The sequence below is a fragment of the Arenibaculum pallidiluteum genome, from assembly GCF_017355985.1.
Taxonomy (GTDB): domain Bacteria; phylum Pseudomonadota; class Alphaproteobacteria; order Azospirillales; family Azospirillaceae; genus Arenibaculum; species Arenibaculum pallidiluteum.
The window spans coordinates 132,788-150,788 of the sequence record NZ_JAFIQU010000004.1; the positions used below are offsets into that span (position 1 = coordinate 132,788).

Genomic DNA, 18,001 nt, shown 5'->3' on the forward strand with positions numbered 1-18,001 from the left:
GTTGCGGCCCCGCCACAGCGGGCCGGAGCGGCGCTACTTTAACCCGCGGATTACCTGGATTTCCAGATCCCTGATCTTCTTGCGTAGGGTGTTGCGGTTCAGCCCCAGCATCTGGGCGGCCTTGATCTGGTTGCCCCGGGTCGCCTGCAGGCTCAGCGTGATCAGCGGCCGCTCGAACTCGCGCAGCACACGGTCGTAGAGCCCGGCCGCCGGGATACCGTCCTTGTGGGCCGCGAAATAGTCCTTGAGATGCCGCTCCACGGCAGCGGACAGGCCCTCGTTCTGGTGCTCCTCAATGACGGCGGGCTGGGGCGCGGCGTCGGCGAGCTCGCCCTCGATCACCTCGAGCCCGATCACCTCCTGGCTGTAGAGCGCCGCCAGGCGCCGCACCAGGTTCTCAAGCTCGCGCACGTTGCCGGGCCAGCGGTGGCGCTTCAGCCGGTCCATGGCGGCCTGGTCTATGCTCTTGCCGGGCAGGCCCTGGGACGCGGCCTGGGACAGGAAGTGGCGGACCAGGGCCGGCACGTCCTCAGCCCGCTCGCGTAGCGGCGGCAGCCGGATCGGCACCACGTTGAGCCGATAGAAGAGATCCTCGCGGAAGAGGCCCTGGCGGATCAGGGTGCGCAGGTCCCGGTGGGTCGCGGCGACAATCCGTACGTCGGTCTTGATGGGCGTGCGGCCGCCCACGGTCGTGTACTCGCCCTCCTGCAGGACGCGCAGCAGCCGGGTCTGCGCCTCCAGCGGCATGTCGCCGATCTCGTCCAGGAACAGGGTCCCGCCCTGCGCCTGCTCGAACCGGCCGGTCGAGCGCGTCGTCGCGCCGGTGAAGGCGCCCTTCTCGTGCCCGAACAGCTCGGATTCGATGAGCTCGCGCGGGATCGCAGCCATGTTGATGGGCACGAAGGGCCCGTTGCGCCGCTTGCCGTAGTCGTGCAGCGCGCGGGCGATCAGCTCCTTTCCGGTTCCGGACTCGCCGGTAATCATCACCGTCAGGTCCGTGCCCATCAGCCGCGCAAGGACGCGGTAGATCTCCTGCATGGCCGGCGAGCGGCCGATCAGGGGCAGCCTTTCCTCGGGATCCTCCGCCTCGGCGGCGTCGCCGTTGGCGGGAACGGGCCGCGACGCATTCAGCGCCCGCTCGACGACGCTCACGAGCTCCTTCAGATCGAAGGGCTTCGGCAGGTATTCGAACGCGCCGCGTTCGGCAGCCTTAACGGCCGTCATCAGCGTGTTCTGCGCGCTCATCACGATCACGCGCAGCTCGGGACGGATCCGCTTGATGCGCGGGATCAGGTCGAGCCCGTTCTCGTCGGGCATCACCACGTCGGTGATCACGAGATCGCCCTGCCCGTCCTCGACCCAGCGCCAGAGCGTGGCGGCATTGCCGGTCGTGCGGACTTCGTGTCCGAGACGGATCAGAGCCTGGTTCAGGACCGTGCGGATGGCCCGGTCGTCGTCGGCCACGAGGATCGTCGAGGCCGGCATCAGGGCTGTTCCTGCATTGTGTCGGCATACATCGGGAGTGAGACCTTGAAGACTGTGCGCCGCGGGTGGCTGTCGAAATCGATCACGCCGCCGTGGTCGCCGATGATCTTCGCCACCAATGCAAGACCCAGGCCGGTCCCGTTCCGCTTGGTCGTGATGAAGGCGTCGAACAGGTGCGGGCGGATGTCCTCGGGAATGCCCTCGCCGTTGTCCTGGACCAGAACCAGCAAGGGCAGGTGCATGCGGCTCTCGGCTCCCGCGACGGCCAGCCGCACGCCGTGCTGGTAGGCCGTCGTCAGCACGATCTCGCCGCCCTGCTCCGGAACGGCCTCTGCCGCATTTTTAAGCAGGTTGAGGAAGACCTGGACGAGCTGGTCCCGGTTGCCGAGCACCGGCGGCAGCGAGGGATCGTAGCGCTCGATGAAGCGGACGTGCCGCGCGAAGCCGTTCTGCGCGACCTTGCGGGCGTGTTCGAGCACGCTGTGGATGTTCACGGGCCCGCGCTCGATGGGCCGTCCGTCCGAGAACACCTCCATACGGTCGACCAGGGCGCGGATACGGTCGGCCTCGTCGATGATCAACCGCGTCAGCTCGCGGTCGTCCTCGCCCACCGCCTCGTCCAGGAGCTGGGCCGCGCCGCGGATGCCCGAGAGCGGGTTCTTCACCTCGTGCGCCAGCATCGCCGCCATGGCGGTCACCGAGCGGGCCGCACCCCGATGGGTGAGCTGGCTGTCGATCCGCCGCGCGATCGTGCGCTCCTGGAAGGAGATCACGACCGAGTCGGCGGGCTCGCCCAGCGGGGCCGCCGTCACGGTCAGGACGTGCTGGCCGGTGCGCGGCGTGTCGACCGCGACGCCGTATTCCGCCACGCTGCTGCCGGTCTCCCGCGCCTGGCGGAGCAGGAAGAAGATCGGGCTGTCGCCTGGTAGCAGGTCGAGAAGGCGCGTGCCCACCAGCGCGCTCGCGGAGGTGCCGAAGAACTCCTGCGCCTCCAGGTTCACGTACCGGATTTCGTCCTCGGGCCCGACGACGACCACGGGATCCGGCAGCGCGTTCAGCACGGCGGTCGGATCCGCCTCGCTGCGCCCCTGCCGCCGGAGGAAGGTCACACCCTTCGCCATGTCAGGCCGCCTTCCTGTCGAGATGGGGTTCGTAGAAATCGCGCAGCCGCTGCCGGACCTCGGACGGATCCTCCAGCCGGTTCAGAACGTTCCTGAGCTCGGCCGAGCCCGGCAGTCCGCTCACGTACCAGGCCAGATGCTTACGCGCGTGGCGCACGCCGTGCTCCGTGCCGTAATGGCCCAGCATCGCGTCGTAGTGTCCGATCATGGTCTCGAGCTGGATCGCCAGGGGCGGATCCGGCAGCCGCTCGCCGGTCCTGAGGAAGCGCATAACCTGCGCGAGGAACCACGGGCGCCCGTAGGCGCCGCGCCCGATCATCACCCCGTCCGCCCCCGATTCCGCGAGGCACGCCGCGGCATCGTCGAGGGACTGGATGTCGCCGTTCGCGACCAGCGGCAGGTCCACCGCCTCGCGTACCGTCCGGATCGCCCGCCAGTCGGCGCGGCCTCCGTAGAACTGCTCGCGCGTGCGGCCATGGACCGTCAGCATGCGGATGCCGGCCTCGCGCGCGATCCGCGCGATGGCGGGCGCGTTCCGGCTCGCGTCGTCCCAGCCCAGACGCATCTTCAGGGTCACGGGAACCGAGACAGCCTTCACCGTGGCCTCGAGGATCCGCCCGGCCAGGGCCTCGTCGCGCATCAGGGCCGAGCCGGCATGCCCGTTCACGACCTTCTTCACGGGGCAGCCGAAGTTGATGTCGATGATCGCGGCGCCTCGCGCCTCGTTCAGCCGCGCCGCCTCGGCCATGACGTCCGGCTCGCAGCCGGCGAGCTGCACCGCCATCGGCGCCTCCTCGACGCAGCTCGTCGACATCTTCAGCGTCTCGCGGTGGGCGCGGATCATCTGCTGGCTGGCGATCATCTCAGAGACCACCAGACCGGCGCCAAAGCGCTTCACAAGCCGCCGGAACGGCATGTCCGTGACACCCGACATAGGCGCCAGAATTACCGGGTCATCCAGCTTCACCGGCCCGATCGCAATGCCCATCGATTAGGCACACCTTCTATATGCATTATTTTTGGGCACGATAAGCGTGGAAAATGCAATTTGCAACCGAGTTTTGCAGCGCAATATCCCCTGCGGGTCAGCGCAACAACACGTCGGTGACGAACTTCACGCCGGGATAGCCGAGCGTCAGCAGCAGGTATGCGAGCAGGACCAGGCGCCCGGCCCGACGCCCCCTGACGCCGCTTGCGGCATGGGCGGCCAGCAAGGCGCCGATGACCACGAACGCCGCGATCGAAAAGAGCGTTTTGTGGTCGAAGACAAGCAGGTGCCCGGTCTCGAAGCGCAGCACCGTCATGCCGGTCAGCAGGCCTGCGCCGAGCACCACCTCGGACGCGCTGAGCAGGCGCACCTGCAGCCGCTCCGCCTCCGCCAGCGGGGGAAGGCGTCGGGTCAGCGGCGTCGGCCTGCGCGCCTTCAGGGCACGTTCCTGAAGGAACCCGGCGAGAGCCGCGACGGCCGCGATGGTCAGCAGCGCGTAGGTCGTGACGGAGACAGCGATGTGCAGGTCGATCCAGGGCTCCGGTGCTCCGCCGCGCAGGTTCTGCGGGGCCGGCGCCTGCCCGGTCGCGGCGGCCAGCAGGCCCAGCGCCGCGAGATAGGGCAGCAGCAGCGGCGCAAGGCGCCAGGACCATCGCGTCGCGAGGCACAGCACGGCGAAGATCGCAAGGCACACGGCGATGCTGATCCAGAGCGTCGCCGAGAGCCCGGTGCGCCAGCCGTTGCCCACCTGCCCCCAGACCCAGGCGCAGGGGCCGGCGAGGGCGAGGGCGAGCAGCGCCCAGAACTTGGCGTCCGCGCGTGCAGCCGAGCCGCGCAGCAGCGAGGCTGCGGCCGCAGGCAGCATCGCGATCAGGGCAGAGAGGCCGAAGACCAGGTTCTGGGCCATGCGCAGGACTTTCCGATGGCGTCGCGTCAGGCTAGGCTCGCGCCGCCCGCCGTCAAGCGGCATCTCGAACGGACGGATCCATCCCCATCATGTCTTCCTGCTGCGCGCTCATCGTCGCCGGCGGGCGCGGCGAACGCTTCGGCGGCCAGCGACCGAAGCAGTACCTTGACCTCGGCGGCGTTCCGGTCCTGCGCCGCAGCGTGCTCGCCTTTCTCCGCCACCCCGCCGTCGACGGGGTGCTGGTGGCGATCCGGCCCGAGCACCGGGCACTTTACGACGAGGCCGTCGCCGGACTCGCCCTGCCGGAGCCGGTGGAAGGCGGCGCGGAACGTCAGGACAGCGTTCGCGCAGGGCTGGAGGCGCTGGCCGCCGGGCCCTCCCCTCCGGACTTCGTCCTGATCCACGACGCCGCCCGGCCGCTGGTGGATGCCGGCACCATCGGCCGCGTGCGCGCGGCGCTCGACGAGGCTCCCGGTGCGATCGCCGCCGAGCCGGTGATCGACACGCTGAAGCGAGCCGAGGACGGGCGCTGCGCCGGTACCATCGACCGGACGGGCCTGTGGCGCGCTCAGACGCCGCAGGGCTTCCGCTTCCGGGAGATCCTGGCGGCGCACCGCAAGGCCGTCGGCCTGCGGCTGACCGACGATGCGGCGGTGGCCGAGCGGGCCGGCCTCGCCGTACGGATCGTGCCCGGCCATCGGGACAACCTGAAAGTGACGACCAACGACGACCTCGCCCATGCGGCACTGCTGGCCGACGGGGCGCTGACCGACATCCGCACGGGCACGGGATTCGACGTGCACCGTTTCGGCCCCGGAAGCCACGCCATGCTCTGCGGCGTAGCCGTGCCCCATGACCGCGGGCTCGAGGGACATTCCGATGCCGATGTGGGACTGCACGCACTGACCGACGCGATCCTGGGCGCGATCGGCGCAGGCGACATCGGCAGCCATTTCCCGCCCTCGGACCCGCAATGGAAGGGTGCCGACAGCGCGCGCTTCCTCGTCCACGCTGTAGAGCTCGTGCACGCCCGTCGCGGCCGCATCGCCCATGCCGACGTCACGCTGATCTGCGAACGCCCGAAGATCGGCCCCCACCGCGAGGCCATGGTGGCTCGCATGGCCGGGCTGCTCGGCATCGCGCCGGACCGCGTCAGCGTGAAAGCCACGACCACGGAGCGCCTGGGCTTCACCGGCCGGGCCGAGGGGATCGCGGCCCAGGCCGTGTGTACCGTGCGCCTCCCTGCCTCCTGAGGATCCGCCATGTCCCTGTTCCCGCCCCCTCTGACCGCCGATGCCGAGGCCCTGCTGGCGCGCTTCCGCGCGGCGGGGCTGCGGATCGCCACCGCCGAATCCTGCACGGGCGGCCTGATCGCTGGTTGCCTGACGGAGATCGCGGGCTCGTCCGACGTGGTGGAGCGCGGCTTCGTGACCTATTCCAACGAGGCCAAGGCGGAGCTGCTCGGGATCGATCCCTCGTTGATCGCGCGGCTGGGCGCCGTCAGCGCCGAGGTCGCGCGCGCGATGGTGGAAGGGGCGCTGGGTCGCTCGCGGGCCGATGCGGCGGTGGCGGTGACCGGGATCGCCGGCCCCGGCGGCGGCTCGGCCGCGAAGCCGGTCGGGCTCGTCCATTTCGCTGCGGCGCGCCGGGGGCGCGACCCCGTGCTGGAGCGCCACGTTTTCCAAGGCGACCGCGGCGAGGTGCGCCTCGCGACCGTCGCGCGGGCGCTGGCGATGCTCGACGCGCTCGCTTGATCTTCGGGACAGGTCGAGGCGCAGGAACCCGCCACCAGCCATCCCTGTTTGCAGGCACCACCGCCGCACGGGGATGAAGCCATGGACGACCGCGAGGATCGGATCCGCCAGCGCGCCTACGAGATCTGGGAGAAGGAGGGCCGGCCGGAAGGGCGCCACGACCAGCACTGGTCGCAGGCCGAGACCGAGGACCGTCCCTCCGGCGACATGCCTCCGGACGACATGCCTGCCCCGGGCGGCATTCCCAGCCGCGATGATCTGCGCCGGGGCGACCGGCTCGACACCGCCGCGGACCGCGCCCGCGACGCCGTGTCCGAGACGGCCCCGGAGGGTGCGGCGGGCGAATCCCCCGATGGCCTCGGCACCCGGATCGGAACCAACGTCGCCGAGGCGCAGAACATGGAAGGCAGCAGCCCGAACTACGGGGAGAACCTGGACTACGTGCCCGACGACCGCGCAGACAGGGGCTGAGAGGCGGGGCGCGACGCGCCCCGCGCCTACTGGGAGGCGGCGCGGGCCTCGACCGGAGCGGTGCCCGGCCCGTAAAGCTGGTGCGCGCGGGTCTCGAAGGCGGCGACCATGCGGCGCACGGCCTCGTTGAACAGGACGCCCATGATCTTCTGCAGGACGACCGAGCGGAACTCGAAGTCCACGCAGAAGTCGATCACGCAGCCTTCGGGGTGCGGCACGAAGATCCAGTGGTTGTTGAGATAACGGAATGGTCCCTCGACGTAGGAGACGTCGATCCGTCCCTCGTTCAGCTCGACCCGTGAGGTGAAGCGCTCGCGGACCATCTTGAAGCCTATGATCAGATCCGCGAAGACGACGTTGCCTTCCCGTCGGCGGATCCGCGAGGCAAGGCACCACGGCAGGAACTGCGGGTACTTCTCGACATCGGCCACCAGCGCGTAGAGCTGCTCCGGCGTGTAGGGCAGGACCTTCTTCTCGGCATGCGTCGGCATCGGCTTCCTCGCGGACCGGCGGCCGGCCGGCCTCTTTCCCCTCTGTCCCTCAGCGCGCGGCCTGCTGCGCCAGATGCGTCTCGCGGGCCGCCTTCAGCCGCTGGAAATCGGCCCCTGCGTGATAGGACGAGCGGGTCAGCGGCGACGACGACACCATGTGGAAACCCTTGCCGCGCGCGATCGTCGCATAGCTCGCGAACTCGTCGGGCGTGACGAACCGGTCGACCGCCGCGTGCTTGGGCGTCGGCTGGAGATACTGGCCGATGGTAAGGAAATCGACATCGGCGGCGCGCATGTCGTCCATCACCTGGTGGATCTCCTCCCGGGTCTCGCCCAGGCCGACCATCAGGCCCGACTTGGTGAAGATGGACGGGTCGAGCTCCTTCACCCGCGCCAGAAGGTTCAGCGAGGTGAAATAGCGCGCGCCGGGCCTGATCGACGGGTAGAGCCGCGGAACCGTCTCGAGATTGTGGTTGAACACGTCCGGCCGTGCCGCGACGACATGCTCGACCGCGCCGTCCTTGCGCATGAAGTCAGGAGTCAGGATCTCGATCGTGGTCTGGGGCGAGCGCTCCCGGATGGCCCGGATCGTCCGGGCGAAATGGCCCGCCCCGCCATCGGCGAGATCGTCCCGGTCCACCGAGGTGATCACCACATGCTCGAGCGCAAGCGTCGCCACGGCGTCGGCCACGTTGTCGGGCTCGTGCGGGTCGAGCAGGTCAGGCCGTCCCGTCGCGACGTTGCAGAAGGCGCAAGCGCGGGTGCACACGGCGCCCAGGATCATGAAGGTCGCGTGCTTGCGCTTCCAGCACTCGCCGATGTTCGGGCAGGCCGCCTCCTCGCACACGGTGTTCAGCTTCAGCCCGCGCATCAGGCGGCGCGTCTCGGCGTACTCGGCCGAGACCGGCGCCTTCACGCGGATCCAGTCGGGCTTGCGGAGCTGGACCGGATTGTCGGGACGGTGGGCCTTCTCGGGATGGCGGAGGCGGTCGGCGGGAACGATGGACATGAATTCGGACCTTCGCGCTGGATCGGGCGCGTCCGGAAGGGCGGGCCCGATGGGGCAGAGGTGCGCACCCCTGCCCCACTCGTCAAGCACCGCGTTGCCGCGGCAGCCGCCCGGGCGGGCGGCTCAGAAGTGGATAGCCCGTCCGTAGGCCGCCAGGACGGACTCGTGCATCATCTCCGAAAGGGTCGGGTGCGGGAACACCGTCTCCATCAGCTCGGCCTCGGTCGTCTCCATGGTCTTCGCGACCGTGTAGCCCTGGATCAGCTCCGTGACCTCGGCGCCGATCATGTGCGCGCCCAGCAGCTCGCCGGTCTTGGCGTCGAAGATCGTCTTCACCAGGCCCTCGGGCTCGCCGAGCGCAATTGCCTTGCCGTTGCCGATGAAGGGGAAGCGGCCGACGCGGACCTCGTGGCCGAGCTCCTTGGCCTTCTTCTCCGTCAGGCCGACCGAGGCGACCTGCGGATGGCTGTAGGTGCAGCCCGGGATCTGGCGCGCATCGAGGGGATGCGGGTGCAGCCCGGCGATCCGCTCGACGCAGATCACCCCCTCGTGGCTGGCCTTGTGCGCGAGCCAGGGCGCCCCGGCGACGTCGCCGATCGCGTAGACGCCGGGCTCGTCGGTCTCGAGCCACTCGTTGGTCACGATGTGGGTCTTCTCGACCTTCACCTTGGTGTTCTCGAGGCCGAGATTCTCGACGTTGCCGACGATCCCGACGGCCAGGATCACCCGGTCGACGGTCACCGTCTCGGTCTTGCCGCCCGCCTCGAGCGTCGTGCTGACCTCGTCCGCGCCCTTCTTCAGGGCGCCGATCTTCGCCGAGGTCACGATGCGGATCCCCTGCTTCTCGAAGGCCTTGCGGGCCATCTCGGAGATCTCCTCGTCTTCCGCGGGCAGGATCCGGTCGACCACCTCGGCGACGATGACCTTGGAGCCCAGCGCCGCGTAGAAGCTCGCGAACTCGATGCCGATGGCGCCCGAGCCGATCACCAGCAGGCGCTTCGGCATCACGTCCGGGGTCATCGCCTTCTTGTAGGTCCAGACCAGCTTCCCGTCCGCCTCCAGGCCCGGCAGCTCGCGCGCGCGGGCGCCGGTCGCCACGATGATGTGCTTGGACTGGTACTCGCCGAGCGCCTTGCCGCCGTTCGTCACCGCGACGCGGCCCTGGCCAAGCAGCCTGGCCTCGCCGTCGATCGTGGTGACCTTGTTCTTCTTCAGCAGGTGGCGCACGCCGCCGTTGAGCTGGCCCGCGACCTTCCGCGAGCGCTGGACGACCTTCTCCAGGTCGAAGCTCCAGCCCTGGGTCGAGAGGCCGTAGTCGCCGGCATGCTGGAAGGTGCGCGCCACGTCCGCGGTTCGGAGCAGGGCCTTGGTCGGGATGCAGCCCCAGTTGAGGCAGATCCCGCCCAGGTGCTCGCGCTCGATGCAGGCCGTCTTCAGCCCGAGCTGGGCTGCCCGAATGGCGGCGACGTACCCGCCGGGGCCGCCGCCGATCACGATCACGTCGAACTGTTCAGCCACGTCGTTGTCCTCCGGGCCCGGGTCACAGCAGCATGCTGAGTGGGTCTTCCACGAGCTTCTTGAAGGCTGCCAGGAATTCGGCACCGACGGCGCCGTCGACGACGCGGTGGTCGACCGACAGCGTGCAGCTCATCACCGTGGCGACCGCCAGGGCGCCGTCGCGCACCACCGGCCGCTGCTCGCCCGCACCGACCGCCAGGATGCAGGCCTGGGGCGGGTTGATGATGGCCCCGAAGTCCCGAACCCCGTACATGCCGAGGTTGGAGACCGAGAAGGTGCCGCCCTGGTACTCCTCCGGCTTCAGCTTGCCGTCCCGCGCCCTCTTGGCGAGGTCCTTCATCTCGTTCGAGATCTGGGCCAGCCCCTTGGCGTGGGCCTGCTTGATGATGGGCGTGATCAGCCCCGTCGGCGTCGCGACCGCGACCGAGACGTCGGCATCCTCGAACATCAGGATCGCGTCGTCGGTCCAGGCGGCGTTCGCCGCCGGCACCTTCTTCAGCGCGATGGCCGAGGCCCGGATCACGAAGTCGTTCACCGACAGCTTGTACTCGTCCGAGCGGGCGTTGAGCTCGCTGCGGACCTTCAGCAGCCGGTCCAGCTCGCAGTCGATGGTCAGGTAGAAATGCGGGACCGTCTGCTTGGCCTCGCTCAGGCGGCGCGCGATGGTCTTGCGGATGCCGCTGTTCGGGACCTCGGTGAAGCGCATTCCGAGCTTCGTGACGAAGTCACGGGTGTCGGACCCAGCCGGCTTTGCCGGCGTCGGAGCCGGGGCCGCAGCCGGCGCGGCCGCGGCAGGCGCCGGGGCGGGAGTCGCGGCAGGCTTGCGGGCGCCGCCGCCAGCGACCGCGGCCTCGATGTCGGCCTTGACGATGCGGCCGCCGGGCCCGCTGCCCGACAGGGCCGCGAGGTCCAGCCCCGCCTGCTCCGCCATGCGGCGCGCCAGCGGGCTCGCAATGACGCGCTCGCCGGCCTTCGGCACTGCCGCCGCGGGCTTGGGCGCTGGCGCCTGGGCCGAGGCCTGCGCCGGTGCAGCGGCCGGCTGAGGCGAAGGCGCCGCCGGTGCAGGCGCAGGCGCCGGAGAAGCGGCCGGCTGTGCGGCCGGTGCGGGCGCCGGCTTGGATGCGGCGGCGGAGGCGTCCTCGCCTTCCTCCAGCAGCAGGGCGATGGGCGTGTTCACCGCGACGCCCTGGCTGCCCTCGGCCACCAGGATGCGGCCGAGTCGGCCCTCGTCGACGGCCTCCACCTCCATGGTGGCCTTGTCGGTCTCAATCTCGGCGATCACGTCGCCGGCCTTGACCTCGTCGCCTTCCTTCTTGTGCCACTTCGCGAGGTTGCCCTCGGTCATCGTGGGAGAGAGGGCCGGCATCAGAATCTCGATGGGCATGGCGCGAACTCCCTCAGCTCCGGTAGCAGGCCTTCTTGGCGGCCTCGACGATGTCCTCGGGCTGCGGCAGCGCCAGCTTCTCGAGGTTGGCGGCGTAGGGCAGCGGGACGTCCTTGCCCGTGACGCGGATCACGGGGGCGTCGAGATGGTCGAAGGCCTGCTCCATCATCTGGGCGCAGAGCTCCGAGCCGATGCCCGCGAAGGGCCAGCCTTCCTCCACCGAGACCAGGCGGTTCGTCTTCTGCACGCTCGCGACGATGGTCGCGGTGTCGAGCGGCCGGATCGTGCGCAGGTCGATCACCTCGGCATCGATCCCCTCCGCCTCCAGCCGCTCGGCCGCGGCCAGCGCATGGGCGCACATCAGCGAGAAGGCCGTGATCGTCACGTCCTTGCCCTTGCGCAGGATCTTCGCCTTGCCGAGGGGCAGGATGAAGTCGGGATCCGTCGGCACATCGAAGCTGTGGCCGTACAGGATCTCGTTCTCCAGGAACACGACCGGGTTCGGGTCGCGGATTGCCGCCCTCAGCAGGCCCTTGGCGTCCGCGGCGGAATAGGGTGCGACGACCTTCAGCCCGGGCACATGGGCGTACCAGCTCGAATATTCCTGGCTGTGCTGGGCGCCGACACGCGCCGCGGCGCCGTTCGGCCCGCGGAAGACGATCGGGCAGCCCATCTGGCCGCCCGACATGTACAGCGTCTTCGCAGCCGAGTTGATGATGTGGTCGATGGCCTGCATCGCGAAGTTCATGGTCATGAACTCCACGACCGGCCGCAGGCCGTGGAAGGCCGCGCCTACGCCGAGCCCGGCGAAGCCGTGCTCGGTGATCGGGGTGTCGACCACGCGCCGCGGCCCGAACTCCTGCAGCAGGCCCTGGGTGACCTTGTAGGCGCCCTGATACTCGGCGACCTCCTCGCCCATCACGAATACGGTCTCGTCGCGGCGCATCTCCTCGGCCATGGCGTCGCGGAGCGCCTCGCGCACCGTCATCTTGACGGTGTCGCGGAACCACTTCTCCTCGTCGGTCGCGTCCGGGGCGCCGGCCTCCTGGCCGCGCACGGGCGCAACCGGCAGCGTCGGGCGCGTCTCGGTCTCGCCCTTCGGCTTCTGCGCCGCTGCGGTGCGCGGCAGGTCCTCGTCGACGCCGAGCGTGCCGACCGCGTCCGGCGCCTCGCCCTCACCGGCGAGCAGCGCGATGCGGGTGTTGACCGCGACGCCCTCGGTGCCTTCCGGCACAAGGATCTTGGCGATCGTGCCCTCGTCGACGGCCTCAACCTCCATCGTCGCCTTGTCGGTCTCGATCTCGGCGATCACGTCGCCCGGGCGGACCGCGTCGCCCTCCTTCTTGACCCACTTGGCGAGTTTGCCTTCGGTCATGGTCGGCGACAGCGCCGGCATCAGGATCTCAGTCGGCATTTCCTTCCCTCCGGCCCCGGCGCGAATGGGGCGCGGCTGCGGCCGCGCCCGCCTGCGGTGGCCAAGTGTCGTTGCGTCAGGCTTCGATCAGGACGTCTGTCCAGAGCTCGCTGGGATCCGGCTCGGGGTTCTGGGTCGCGAACTCGGCGGCCTCGGTCACGATCTCCTTCACCTCGCGGTCGATCGTCTTCAGCCGCTCCTCGTCGATCACGCCCTGCTCCACCAGGATGCGCTTGAGGTTGTCGATGGGGTCCATCTCGGACCGCATCTTGTTGACCTCCTCCTTGCTGCGGTACTTGGCCGGGTCGGACATGGAGTGGCCGCGGTAGCGATAGGTCTTCATCTCGAGGATCATGGGGCCGTTACCGCCACGCACATGGGCAACGGCCTCCTCAGCGGCCTCGCGCACGCTGACCACGTTCATGCCGTCGACCACGCGGCCCGGAATGCCGTAGGCGCTGCCGCGCTGGTACAGCTCTCCCGCCGAGGCCCGCGCCTGCGACGTCCCCATCGCGTAGCGGTTGTTCTCGATCACGTAGATCACTGGGAGCTTCCACAGGGCGGCCATGTTGAAGCTCTCGTACACCTGGCCCTGGTTGACGGCGCCGTCGCCGAGGTAGCAGGCGTTGACCTTGCGGTCGCCACGGTACTTATGCGCGAAGGCGAGTCCGGTCCCCAGCGGCACCTGGGCGCCGACGATGCCGTGCCCGCCGTAGAAATTCTTCTCGCGGCTGAACATGTGCATGGAGCCGCCCTTGCCCTTGGAATAGCCTCCGCGGCGTCCCGTGAGCTCGGCCATGACGCCCTTTGCGTCCATTCCCGCGGCCAGCATGTGCCCGTGGTCGCGGTAGCTCGTGATGATGGTATCACCCTGCTCGAGCGCGGCCTGGATGCCGACCACCACGGCTTCCTGCCCGATATAGAGGTGGCAGAAGCCACCGATCAGGCCCATGCCGTAGAGCTGCCCCGCTTTCTCCTCGAAGCGCCGGATCAGCAGCATGTCGCGATAGTAGCCGAGCAGTTCGTCGGCGGACGGCCGGTTCGATTGCGCTTCCTGCGCCTTGGTGCGGCGTCGGGTCGTTGCCAAGGGTCACCTCCCACCATTCCCCCGCGCGGATTTTCGCTCCGGCGGACGGGCGTTGCCTACAACTAGACGGCAACCGTGGGGCGCGCAAGACGTCCCGCGCAAACTGCTGTTTCAATTGAATAAAATCAGATTAACCGAATTCCGGTTAATCGATTGCCGGGGAAAGAGTTTACTGGCGTGGGGTCCCTTCGGACGCACCGCTCCCCTGCGGAAGCGGAATGACGATCTCGTCGGGATCGGCGAAGTTCAGCATCGCGCGCGCCCGCTCGTCGAGCATGTCGGGGTCCAGATTGTCGGGCCGCAGCAGCGACGCGCGGTGATCCAGCCGCTCACGCTCGCCACGGATCTGGCCGAGGACGCCCTCGGCCTGGTCGATCTCGCCCTGGAGCCGGGACAGCGCGATCAGTCCGCGATCCCCGTGTATCGCATGATAGGCGAAATAGGCGACGACGGCCGCAAAGGCAGCCTGCCACACGACGTTGCGCGCGGCACGGCCGAGCGCGTCCCTGATGCGATCCATGGCGTTCATGGGCGCATGGAATCATGCGGCGGAAGGCCGGTCAAACGGAACTTGACCGGCCCCACCGCATGTCATCGGCCCACCGGTGGCGGGCCCCGGTGGCGGCCGCAGCGCGGCGGCCGCGGGTCCCCTGGCCTCAGCCCCGCAGGATGGACCTGCCGGCATAGCGCGCGGCGCTGCCCAGCATTTCCTCGATGCGGATGAGCTGGTTGTACTTGGCGAGGCGGTCCGAGCGAGACAGCGAGCCCGTCTTGATCTGCCCGCAATTCGTGGCGACCGCCAGGTCGGCGATGGTCGAATCCTCGGTCTCCCCGGATCGATGCGAGAGCACCGCCGTGTAGCCGGCCTTGTGCGCCATCTCGACCGCCTCGAGCGTCTCGCTGAGGGTGCCGATCTGGTTGACCTTCACCAGGATCGAGTTGCCGACCCCGCGCACGATGCCGTCCGCAAGGCGCTTCGGATTCGTCACGAACAGGTCGTCGCCGACGAGCTGGACCTTGGAGCCGATCGCGTCCGTCAGCGTCTTCCAGCCGTCCCAATCGTCCTCGGCCATACCGTCCTCGATGGAGAGGATCGGGTAGCGGCCGACGAGATCGCGCCAGTAGGCGACCATCGCGTCGGGCTCCAGCACCTTGCCCTCGCCTTCGAGGTGGTAGCGCCCGTCCTTGAAGAATTCGGTCGAGGCCGCGTCTAGGGCCAGCATCACGTCCTCGCCGGGCCGATAGCCGGCGGCCTCGATCGCGCGCATCACGAAATCGAGCGCGTCCTGGGTCGAGGCGAGATTCGGCGCGAAGCCGCCCTCGTCGCCGACATTGGTGTTGTGGCCGGCATCGTGCAGCTTCTTCTTCAGGGCATGGAAGATCTCGGCGCCCATGCGGATGCTCTCGGCGCAGCTCGAGGCCGCGACCGGCATCACCATGAACTCCTGGATGTCGATGGGGTTGTCCGCGTGGGCGCCGCCATTGATGATGTTCATCATCGGCACCGGGGTCACCGAGGCCCGCGCACCGCCGACATAGCGGAACAGGGGCAGGCCCGCCTCGGCCGCGGCGGCCTTGGCGACCGCGAGGCTGACGCCCAGGATCGCGTTGGCGCCGAGGCGCGATTTGTTCGCGGTGCCATCGAGGCCGATCATCATGGCGTCGAGGGCGAGCTGGTCGGCCGCCTCAAGCCCGGACAGCGCATCGCTGATCTCGCCGTTCACGGCCTCGACCGCCTTCAGCACGCCCTTGCCGCCGAAGCGCTTCTTGTCGCCGTCACGGAGCTCGACCGCCTCGTGGGCGCCGGTCGAGGCGCCGGAGGGCACGGCCGCACGGCCGAAAGCGCCGGACGCCAGCCGGACATCGACCTCGACGGTCGGGTTGCCCCGGCTGTCCAGGATTTCGCGCGCTCTGATCTCGGTGATCGCGGACATGGTCCCCCGTCTCCACTTCTTTGGGTGGCGCTGTGATAACCACGGGCCTTGCGGAGTTCAAGCCGCCAAGGGTGGGGTCCCCCGCCCGGCACCGCGGCGGCGCCGTCAGGTCAGCGGCAACTCGACGCGGAAGACCGCGCCCACCGCGGGGCTGAACGCGACGAATGTTCCGCCCAGATGCTCGCACAGGCTGTTCAGGAGCTGCATCCCGAGCCCGGTAGTCCGCACGGGGTCGAATCCGGCCGGAAGGCCGGGGCCAGCGTCGCGGACTTCGAGCAGCAGGCGTTCGGACGTGGCTCTGCACGTCATCTCGACCCGAAAGGGACGCGCGGGCGACACGCCATGCTTGAAGGCGTTCGTCAGCAGCTCGACCGCGATCAGCGCGACGTTCAGGGCCAGGTCCGGTTCGACCCGCACGGGATCCACGCGGGTGACCAGGCACTCCGCCGGCCGTTCCGGCACGAGCGTCTGGCGGACATCATTGGCGACCTCCGTCAGGTAGTCGCTGAGGTCGATCCGGTCGAGCTCGGCGCCGAGATAGAGGCGCTGGTGGACGCGCCCTGCGGCCATCAGGCGGCTATAGGCCTGGCGCAGCGCCCGCGCGGCGGACAGGTCGACGGTGCGGGCGATCTCCATGCTCAGGAGGCTGGTCACGATCTGCAGCGTGTTCTTGACCCGATGGTTCGCCTCGCGAACGCGCATCTCCCGGTCGGCGATCTCCTCACGGGCGCGGGCCAGCCGACGGGCCTGCTCCGTGGCATCCATCCAGACCGTCAGCGCGCCGCCCGGCGTTCCGGGAAGGGGCACCGCCGAGACCAGCACGGTCCGCGGCGCTCCATCCGGCAGATTGGCCTGCCACGCCTCCTCGGAGACCGGGGCGCCGGACCTCATGGTGCGGACTGCCGGGAAGGTGTCGGCTTCGTTGCTTCCATAGGGGACGAGGCGCTGCTGGACCGATGCCAGCGGCCGTCCGGTCAATGCGCCCGGCTGCAGCCCGAGACTCGTCGCTGCGGCCGGGTTGGCCGCCACCACCGTCGCGGCCGCGTCGACGACGAGATGCGCGGCCGGCGACGCGGCGAGCACGGCCTCGGCCTCGGCACCCGCGGAGAGCAGGACCAGCAGGCCCCGCGCCCGCTGGCTGCCCAGCCGCCGCGCCAGGACCGTGCCGCCGCTCCTACGCGGCCGGCTAAGATCCGTCCTGCTGCCCGCCAGCACCGCCTGTACGTCGCTATCCGAGAGTTCCGGAACAAGTTCCGCGAGGCGCGGCCTGCGGCGTAGGCCCGGCCCTGCCAGAGGGAAGGAGGGCGACGCCCATTTCAGCCGAAGGTCTCCAGGGGTGAACACGGCGGCAGCCACCGGCAGCGCTTCGAGCATCTCCTGGGTCAGGGCGCGGTCGCGCATGTCGAACCCCACGAGTGCAGGGATGAGGCCCGCGGGGCGAGCAGCGGTCATCCCTTCGTAACGTGAGTCTAGCCGAGGCGCGGAGGGCAATGAAGGCGGATCGCCCCGACATGAGGCGTACCAAGGACGTTCCCCGGGGCCCTGCGCAGGTCGAAGCCGGGCTCCCTGATCGGTACTGCCTCAGATCGCGACCGGGTTGCCCTTGGCGATCCCATCCAGCGACCGGAGTATCCCGAGGATATCGGCCATGGCGGCCAGCGGCACCATGTTCGGGCCGTCCGACGGCGCCTTGTCGGGATCCTGGTGGGTCTCCATGAAAACGGCGGCGACGCCGATCGCGACCGCGGCCCGGGCCAGCACCGGGACGAACTGGCGCTGCCCCCCGGAACTGTCGCCGAGCCCGCCGGGCTGCTGGACGGAATGGGTGGCATCGAAGACCACCGGATAGCCGGTCTGCGCCATGATCGGCAGGGAGCGCATGTCGGAGACCAGGGCATTGTAGCCGAAGCTTGCCCCGCGCTCGCAGAGCAGCACGTTCTGGTTGCCTGTCGATGCGATCTTGGCCGCGACGTTGCGCATGTCCCAGGGCGCCAGGAACTGCCCCTTCTTTACGTTCACCGGCCGGCCGGTCGCGCCTGCGGCGAGAAGCAGGTCGGTCTGGCGGCACAGGAAGGCCGGAATTTGGAGAACATCGACGGCCTCGGCCACCGGCGCGCAGTGCTCCGGCGCGTGCACGTCGGTCAGCACGGGAATGCCGAACGCCTCCCGCACCGCTGCGAGCACGGGCAGACCCTGCTCCATCCCGAGGCCCCGGGCCGCCGAAACCGAGGTCCGGTTGGCCTTGTCGAAGGAGCTCTTGTAGATAAGCCCGATGCCGAGCGGGCGCGTGATCTCGACCAGCGCCTGCGCGGTCTCCAGCGCATGTTCGCGGCTCTCGATCTGGCAGGGCCCGGCGATCAGGACGAACGGCCGGTCGTTGGCGACCGACAGCTCACCGATCCGGACGGTCCTCGCTTGCGTCGTCATGGCATTGGCCT

General features: G+C 69.5%; 17 protein-coding genes. 3 read left to right on the forward strand and 14 right to left on the reverse strand.

Features of this window, described 5'->3' with window-relative positions; genetic code table 11:
* Positions 1-33: 33 nt before the first annotated feature.
* The 4 genes from ntrC to JUB13_RS10615 form a co-directional block, all read right to left on the reverse strand.
* The gene (ntrC, locus tag JUB13_RS10600) at positions 34-1,485 is read right to left on the reverse strand and encodes a nitrogen regulation protein NR(I) (RefSeq protein WP_207478776.1); all 1,452 of its coding nucleotides are present in this window, start codon (positions 1,483-1,485) and stop codon (positions 34-36) included.
* Complete coding sequence (locus JUB13_RS10605) at positions 1,485-2,606, reverse strand: two-component system sensor histidine kinase NtrB (protein WP_207478777.1); 1,122 nt, start codon at positions 2,604-2,606, stop codon at positions 1,485-1,487. Before JUB13_RS10605 ends, ntrC begins: the two co-directional genes overlap by 1 nt.
* A gap of 1 nt (position 2,607) precedes the next feature.
* Complete coding sequence (dusB, locus tag JUB13_RS10610) at positions 2,608-3,594, reverse strand: tRNA dihydrouridine synthase DusB (protein ID WP_207478778.1); 987 nt, start codon at positions 3,592-3,594, stop codon at positions 2,608-2,610.
* Positions 3,595-3,691: 97 nt separating this feature from the next.
* Positions 3,692-4,501 carry a cytochrome C assembly family protein gene (locus JUB13_RS10615; protein WP_207478779.1) on the reverse strand — a complete coding sequence of 270 codons (810 nt, stop codon included), beginning with the start codon at positions 4,499-4,501 and terminating at the stop codon, positions 3,692-3,694.
* Positions 4,502-4,590: 89 nt separating this feature from the next.
* Between JUB13_RS10615 and JUB13_RS10620 the strand changes: the two genes are divergently transcribed.
* From JUB13_RS10620 to JUB13_RS10630, 3 genes are all read left to right on the forward strand, one after another.
* Complete coding sequence (locus tag JUB13_RS10620; protein ID WP_207478780.1) at positions 4,591-5,754, forward strand: bifunctional 2-C-methyl-D-erythritol 4-phosphate cytidylyltransferase/2-C-methyl-D-erythritol 2,4-cyclodiphosphate synthase; 1,164 nt, start codon at positions 4,591-4,593, stop codon at positions 5,752-5,754.
* A gap of 15 nt (positions 5,755-5,769) precedes the next feature.
* Positions 5,770-6,255: a CinA family protein gene (locus JUB13_RS10625; protein ID WP_407928121.1), complete on the forward strand. Its 486-nt coding sequence runs from the start codon at positions 5,770-5,772 to the stop codon at positions 6,253-6,255.
* 81 nt (positions 6,256-6,336) lie between these two features.
* The gene (locus JUB13_RS10630; RefSeq protein WP_207478782.1) at positions 6,337-6,726 is read left to right on the forward strand and encodes a DUF2934 domain-containing protein; all 390 of its coding nucleotides are present in this window, start codon (positions 6,337-6,339) and stop codon (positions 6,724-6,726) included.
* Between the two features lie 26 nt (positions 6,727-6,752).
* Here the strand turns inward: JUB13_RS10630 and JUB13_RS10635 are convergent, their stop codons facing one another.
* From JUB13_RS10635 to kdsA, 10 genes are all read right to left on the reverse strand, one after another.
* Positions 6,753-7,217, reverse strand: a complete 465-nt coding sequence (locus JUB13_RS10635; protein ID WP_207478783.1) for a type II toxin-antitoxin system RatA family toxin — start codon at positions 7,215-7,217, stop codon at positions 6,753-6,755.
* Between the two features lie 49 nt (positions 7,218-7,266).
* A complete protein-coding gene (gene lipA, locus JUB13_RS10640; protein ID WP_207478784.1) occupies positions 7,267-8,226 on the reverse strand; it encodes a lipoyl synthase in 960 nt (319 codons plus the stop codon).
* A gap of 123 nt (positions 8,227-8,349) precedes the next feature.
* A complete protein-coding gene (gene lpdA / locus JUB13_RS10645) occupies positions 8,350-9,744 on the reverse strand; it encodes a dihydrolipoyl dehydrogenase (protein ID WP_207478785.1) in 1,395 nt (464 codons plus the stop codon).
* A gap of 22 nt (positions 9,745-9,766) precedes the next feature.
* Positions 9,767-11,128: a pyruvate dehydrogenase complex dihydrolipoamide acetyltransferase gene (locus JUB13_RS10650; RefSeq protein WP_207478786.1), complete on the reverse strand. Its 1,362-nt coding sequence runs from the start codon at positions 11,126-11,128 to the stop codon at positions 9,767-9,769.
* A 13-nt stretch (positions 11,129-11,141) separates the two neighbouring features.
* Complete coding sequence (locus JUB13_RS10655; RefSeq protein ID WP_207478787.1) at positions 11,142-12,542, reverse strand: pyruvate dehydrogenase complex E1 component subunit beta; 1,401 nt, start codon at positions 12,540-12,542, stop codon at positions 11,142-11,144.
* Between the two features lie 76 nt (positions 12,543-12,618).
* On the reverse strand, positions 12,619-13,629 hold the full coding sequence (pdhA, locus tag JUB13_RS10660; protein ID WP_207478788.1) for a pyruvate dehydrogenase (acetyl-transferring) E1 component subunit alpha: 1,011 nt from the start codon (positions 13,627-13,629) through the stop codon (positions 12,619-12,621).
* A 169-nt stretch (positions 13,630-13,798) separates the two neighbouring features.
* Positions 13,799-14,149: an FtsB family cell division protein gene (locus JUB13_RS10665; RefSeq protein WP_236024875.1), complete on the reverse strand. Its 351-nt coding sequence runs from the start codon at positions 14,147-14,149 to the stop codon at positions 13,799-13,801.
* A gap of 136 nt (positions 14,150-14,285) precedes the next feature.
* Positions 14,286-15,563 carry a phosphopyruvate hydratase gene (gene eno / locus JUB13_RS10670; protein ID WP_207478790.1) on the reverse strand — a complete coding sequence of 426 codons (1,278 nt, stop codon included), beginning with the start codon at positions 15,561-15,563 and terminating at the stop codon, positions 14,286-14,288.
* 105 nt (positions 15,564-15,668) lie between these two features.
* Positions 15,669-17,015, reverse strand: coding sequence for a sensor histidine kinase (locus tag JUB13_RS10675; RefSeq protein ID WP_207478791.1), 1,347 nt, complete (start codon positions 17,013-17,015; stop codon positions 15,669-15,671).
* A gap of 129 nt (positions 17,016-17,144) precedes the next feature.
* Positions 17,145-17,990 carry a 3-deoxy-8-phosphooctulonate synthase gene (kdsA, locus tag JUB13_RS10680; RefSeq protein ID WP_207478792.1) on the reverse strand — a complete coding sequence of 282 codons (846 nt, stop codon included), beginning with the start codon at positions 17,988-17,990 and terminating at the stop codon, positions 17,145-17,147.
* Between the last annotated feature and the right edge of the window lie 11 nt (positions 17,991-18,001).

Coding starts and splice junctions, on each gene's coding strand:
- kdsA (WP_207478792.1), bottom strand. CDS start 17,990: ATGACGACGCAAGCGAGGACCGTCCGGATCGGTGAGCTGTCGGTCGCC.
- eno (WP_207478790.1), bottom strand. CDS start 15,563: ATGTCCGCGATCACCGAGATCAGAGCGCGCGAAATCCTGGACAGCCGG.
- ntrC (WP_207478776.1), bottom strand. CDS start 1,485: ATGCCGGCCTCGACGATCCTCGTGGCCGACGACGACCGGGCCATCCGC.
- JUB13_RS10665 (WP_236024875.1), bottom strand. CDS start 14,149: ATGGATCGCATCAGGGACGCGCTCGGCCGTGCCGCGCGCAACGTCGTG.
- JUB13_RS10675 (WP_207478791.1), bottom strand. CDS start 17,015: ATGACCGCTGCTCGCCCCGCGGGCCTCATCCCTGCACTCGTGGGGTTC.
- JUB13_RS10635 (WP_207478783.1), bottom strand. CDS start 7,217: ATGCCGACGCATGCCGAGAAGAAGGTCCTGCCCTACACGCCGGAGCAG.
- JUB13_RS10650 (WP_207478786.1), bottom strand. CDS start 11,128: ATGCCCATCGAGATTCTGATGCCGGCCCTCTCTCCCACGATGACCGAG.
- lipA (WP_207478784.1), bottom strand. CDS start 8,226: ATGTCCATCGTTCCCGCCGACCGCCTCCGCCATCCCGAGAAGGCCCAC.
- dusB (WP_207478778.1), bottom strand. CDS start 3,594: ATGGGCATTGCGATCGGGCCGGTGAAGCTGGATGACCCGGTAATTCTG.
- JUB13_RS10655 (WP_207478787.1), bottom strand. CDS start 12,542: ATGCCGACTGAGATCCTGATGCCGGCGCTGTCGCCGACCATGACCGAA.
- JUB13_RS10620 (WP_207478780.1), top strand. CDS start 4,591: ATGTCTTCCTGCTGCGCGCTCATCGTCGCCGGCGGGCGCGGCGAACGC.
- JUB13_RS10615 (WP_207478779.1), bottom strand. CDS start 4,501: ATGGCCCAGAACCTGGTCTTCGGCCTCTCTGCCCTGATCGCGATGCTG.
- JUB13_RS10605 (WP_207478777.1), bottom strand. CDS start 2,606: ATGGCGAAGGGTGTGACCTTCCTCCGGCGGCAGGGGCGCAGCGAGGCG.
- JUB13_RS10630 (WP_207478782.1), top strand. CDS start 6,337: ATGGACGACCGCGAGGATCGGATCCGCCAGCGCGCCTACGAGATCTGG.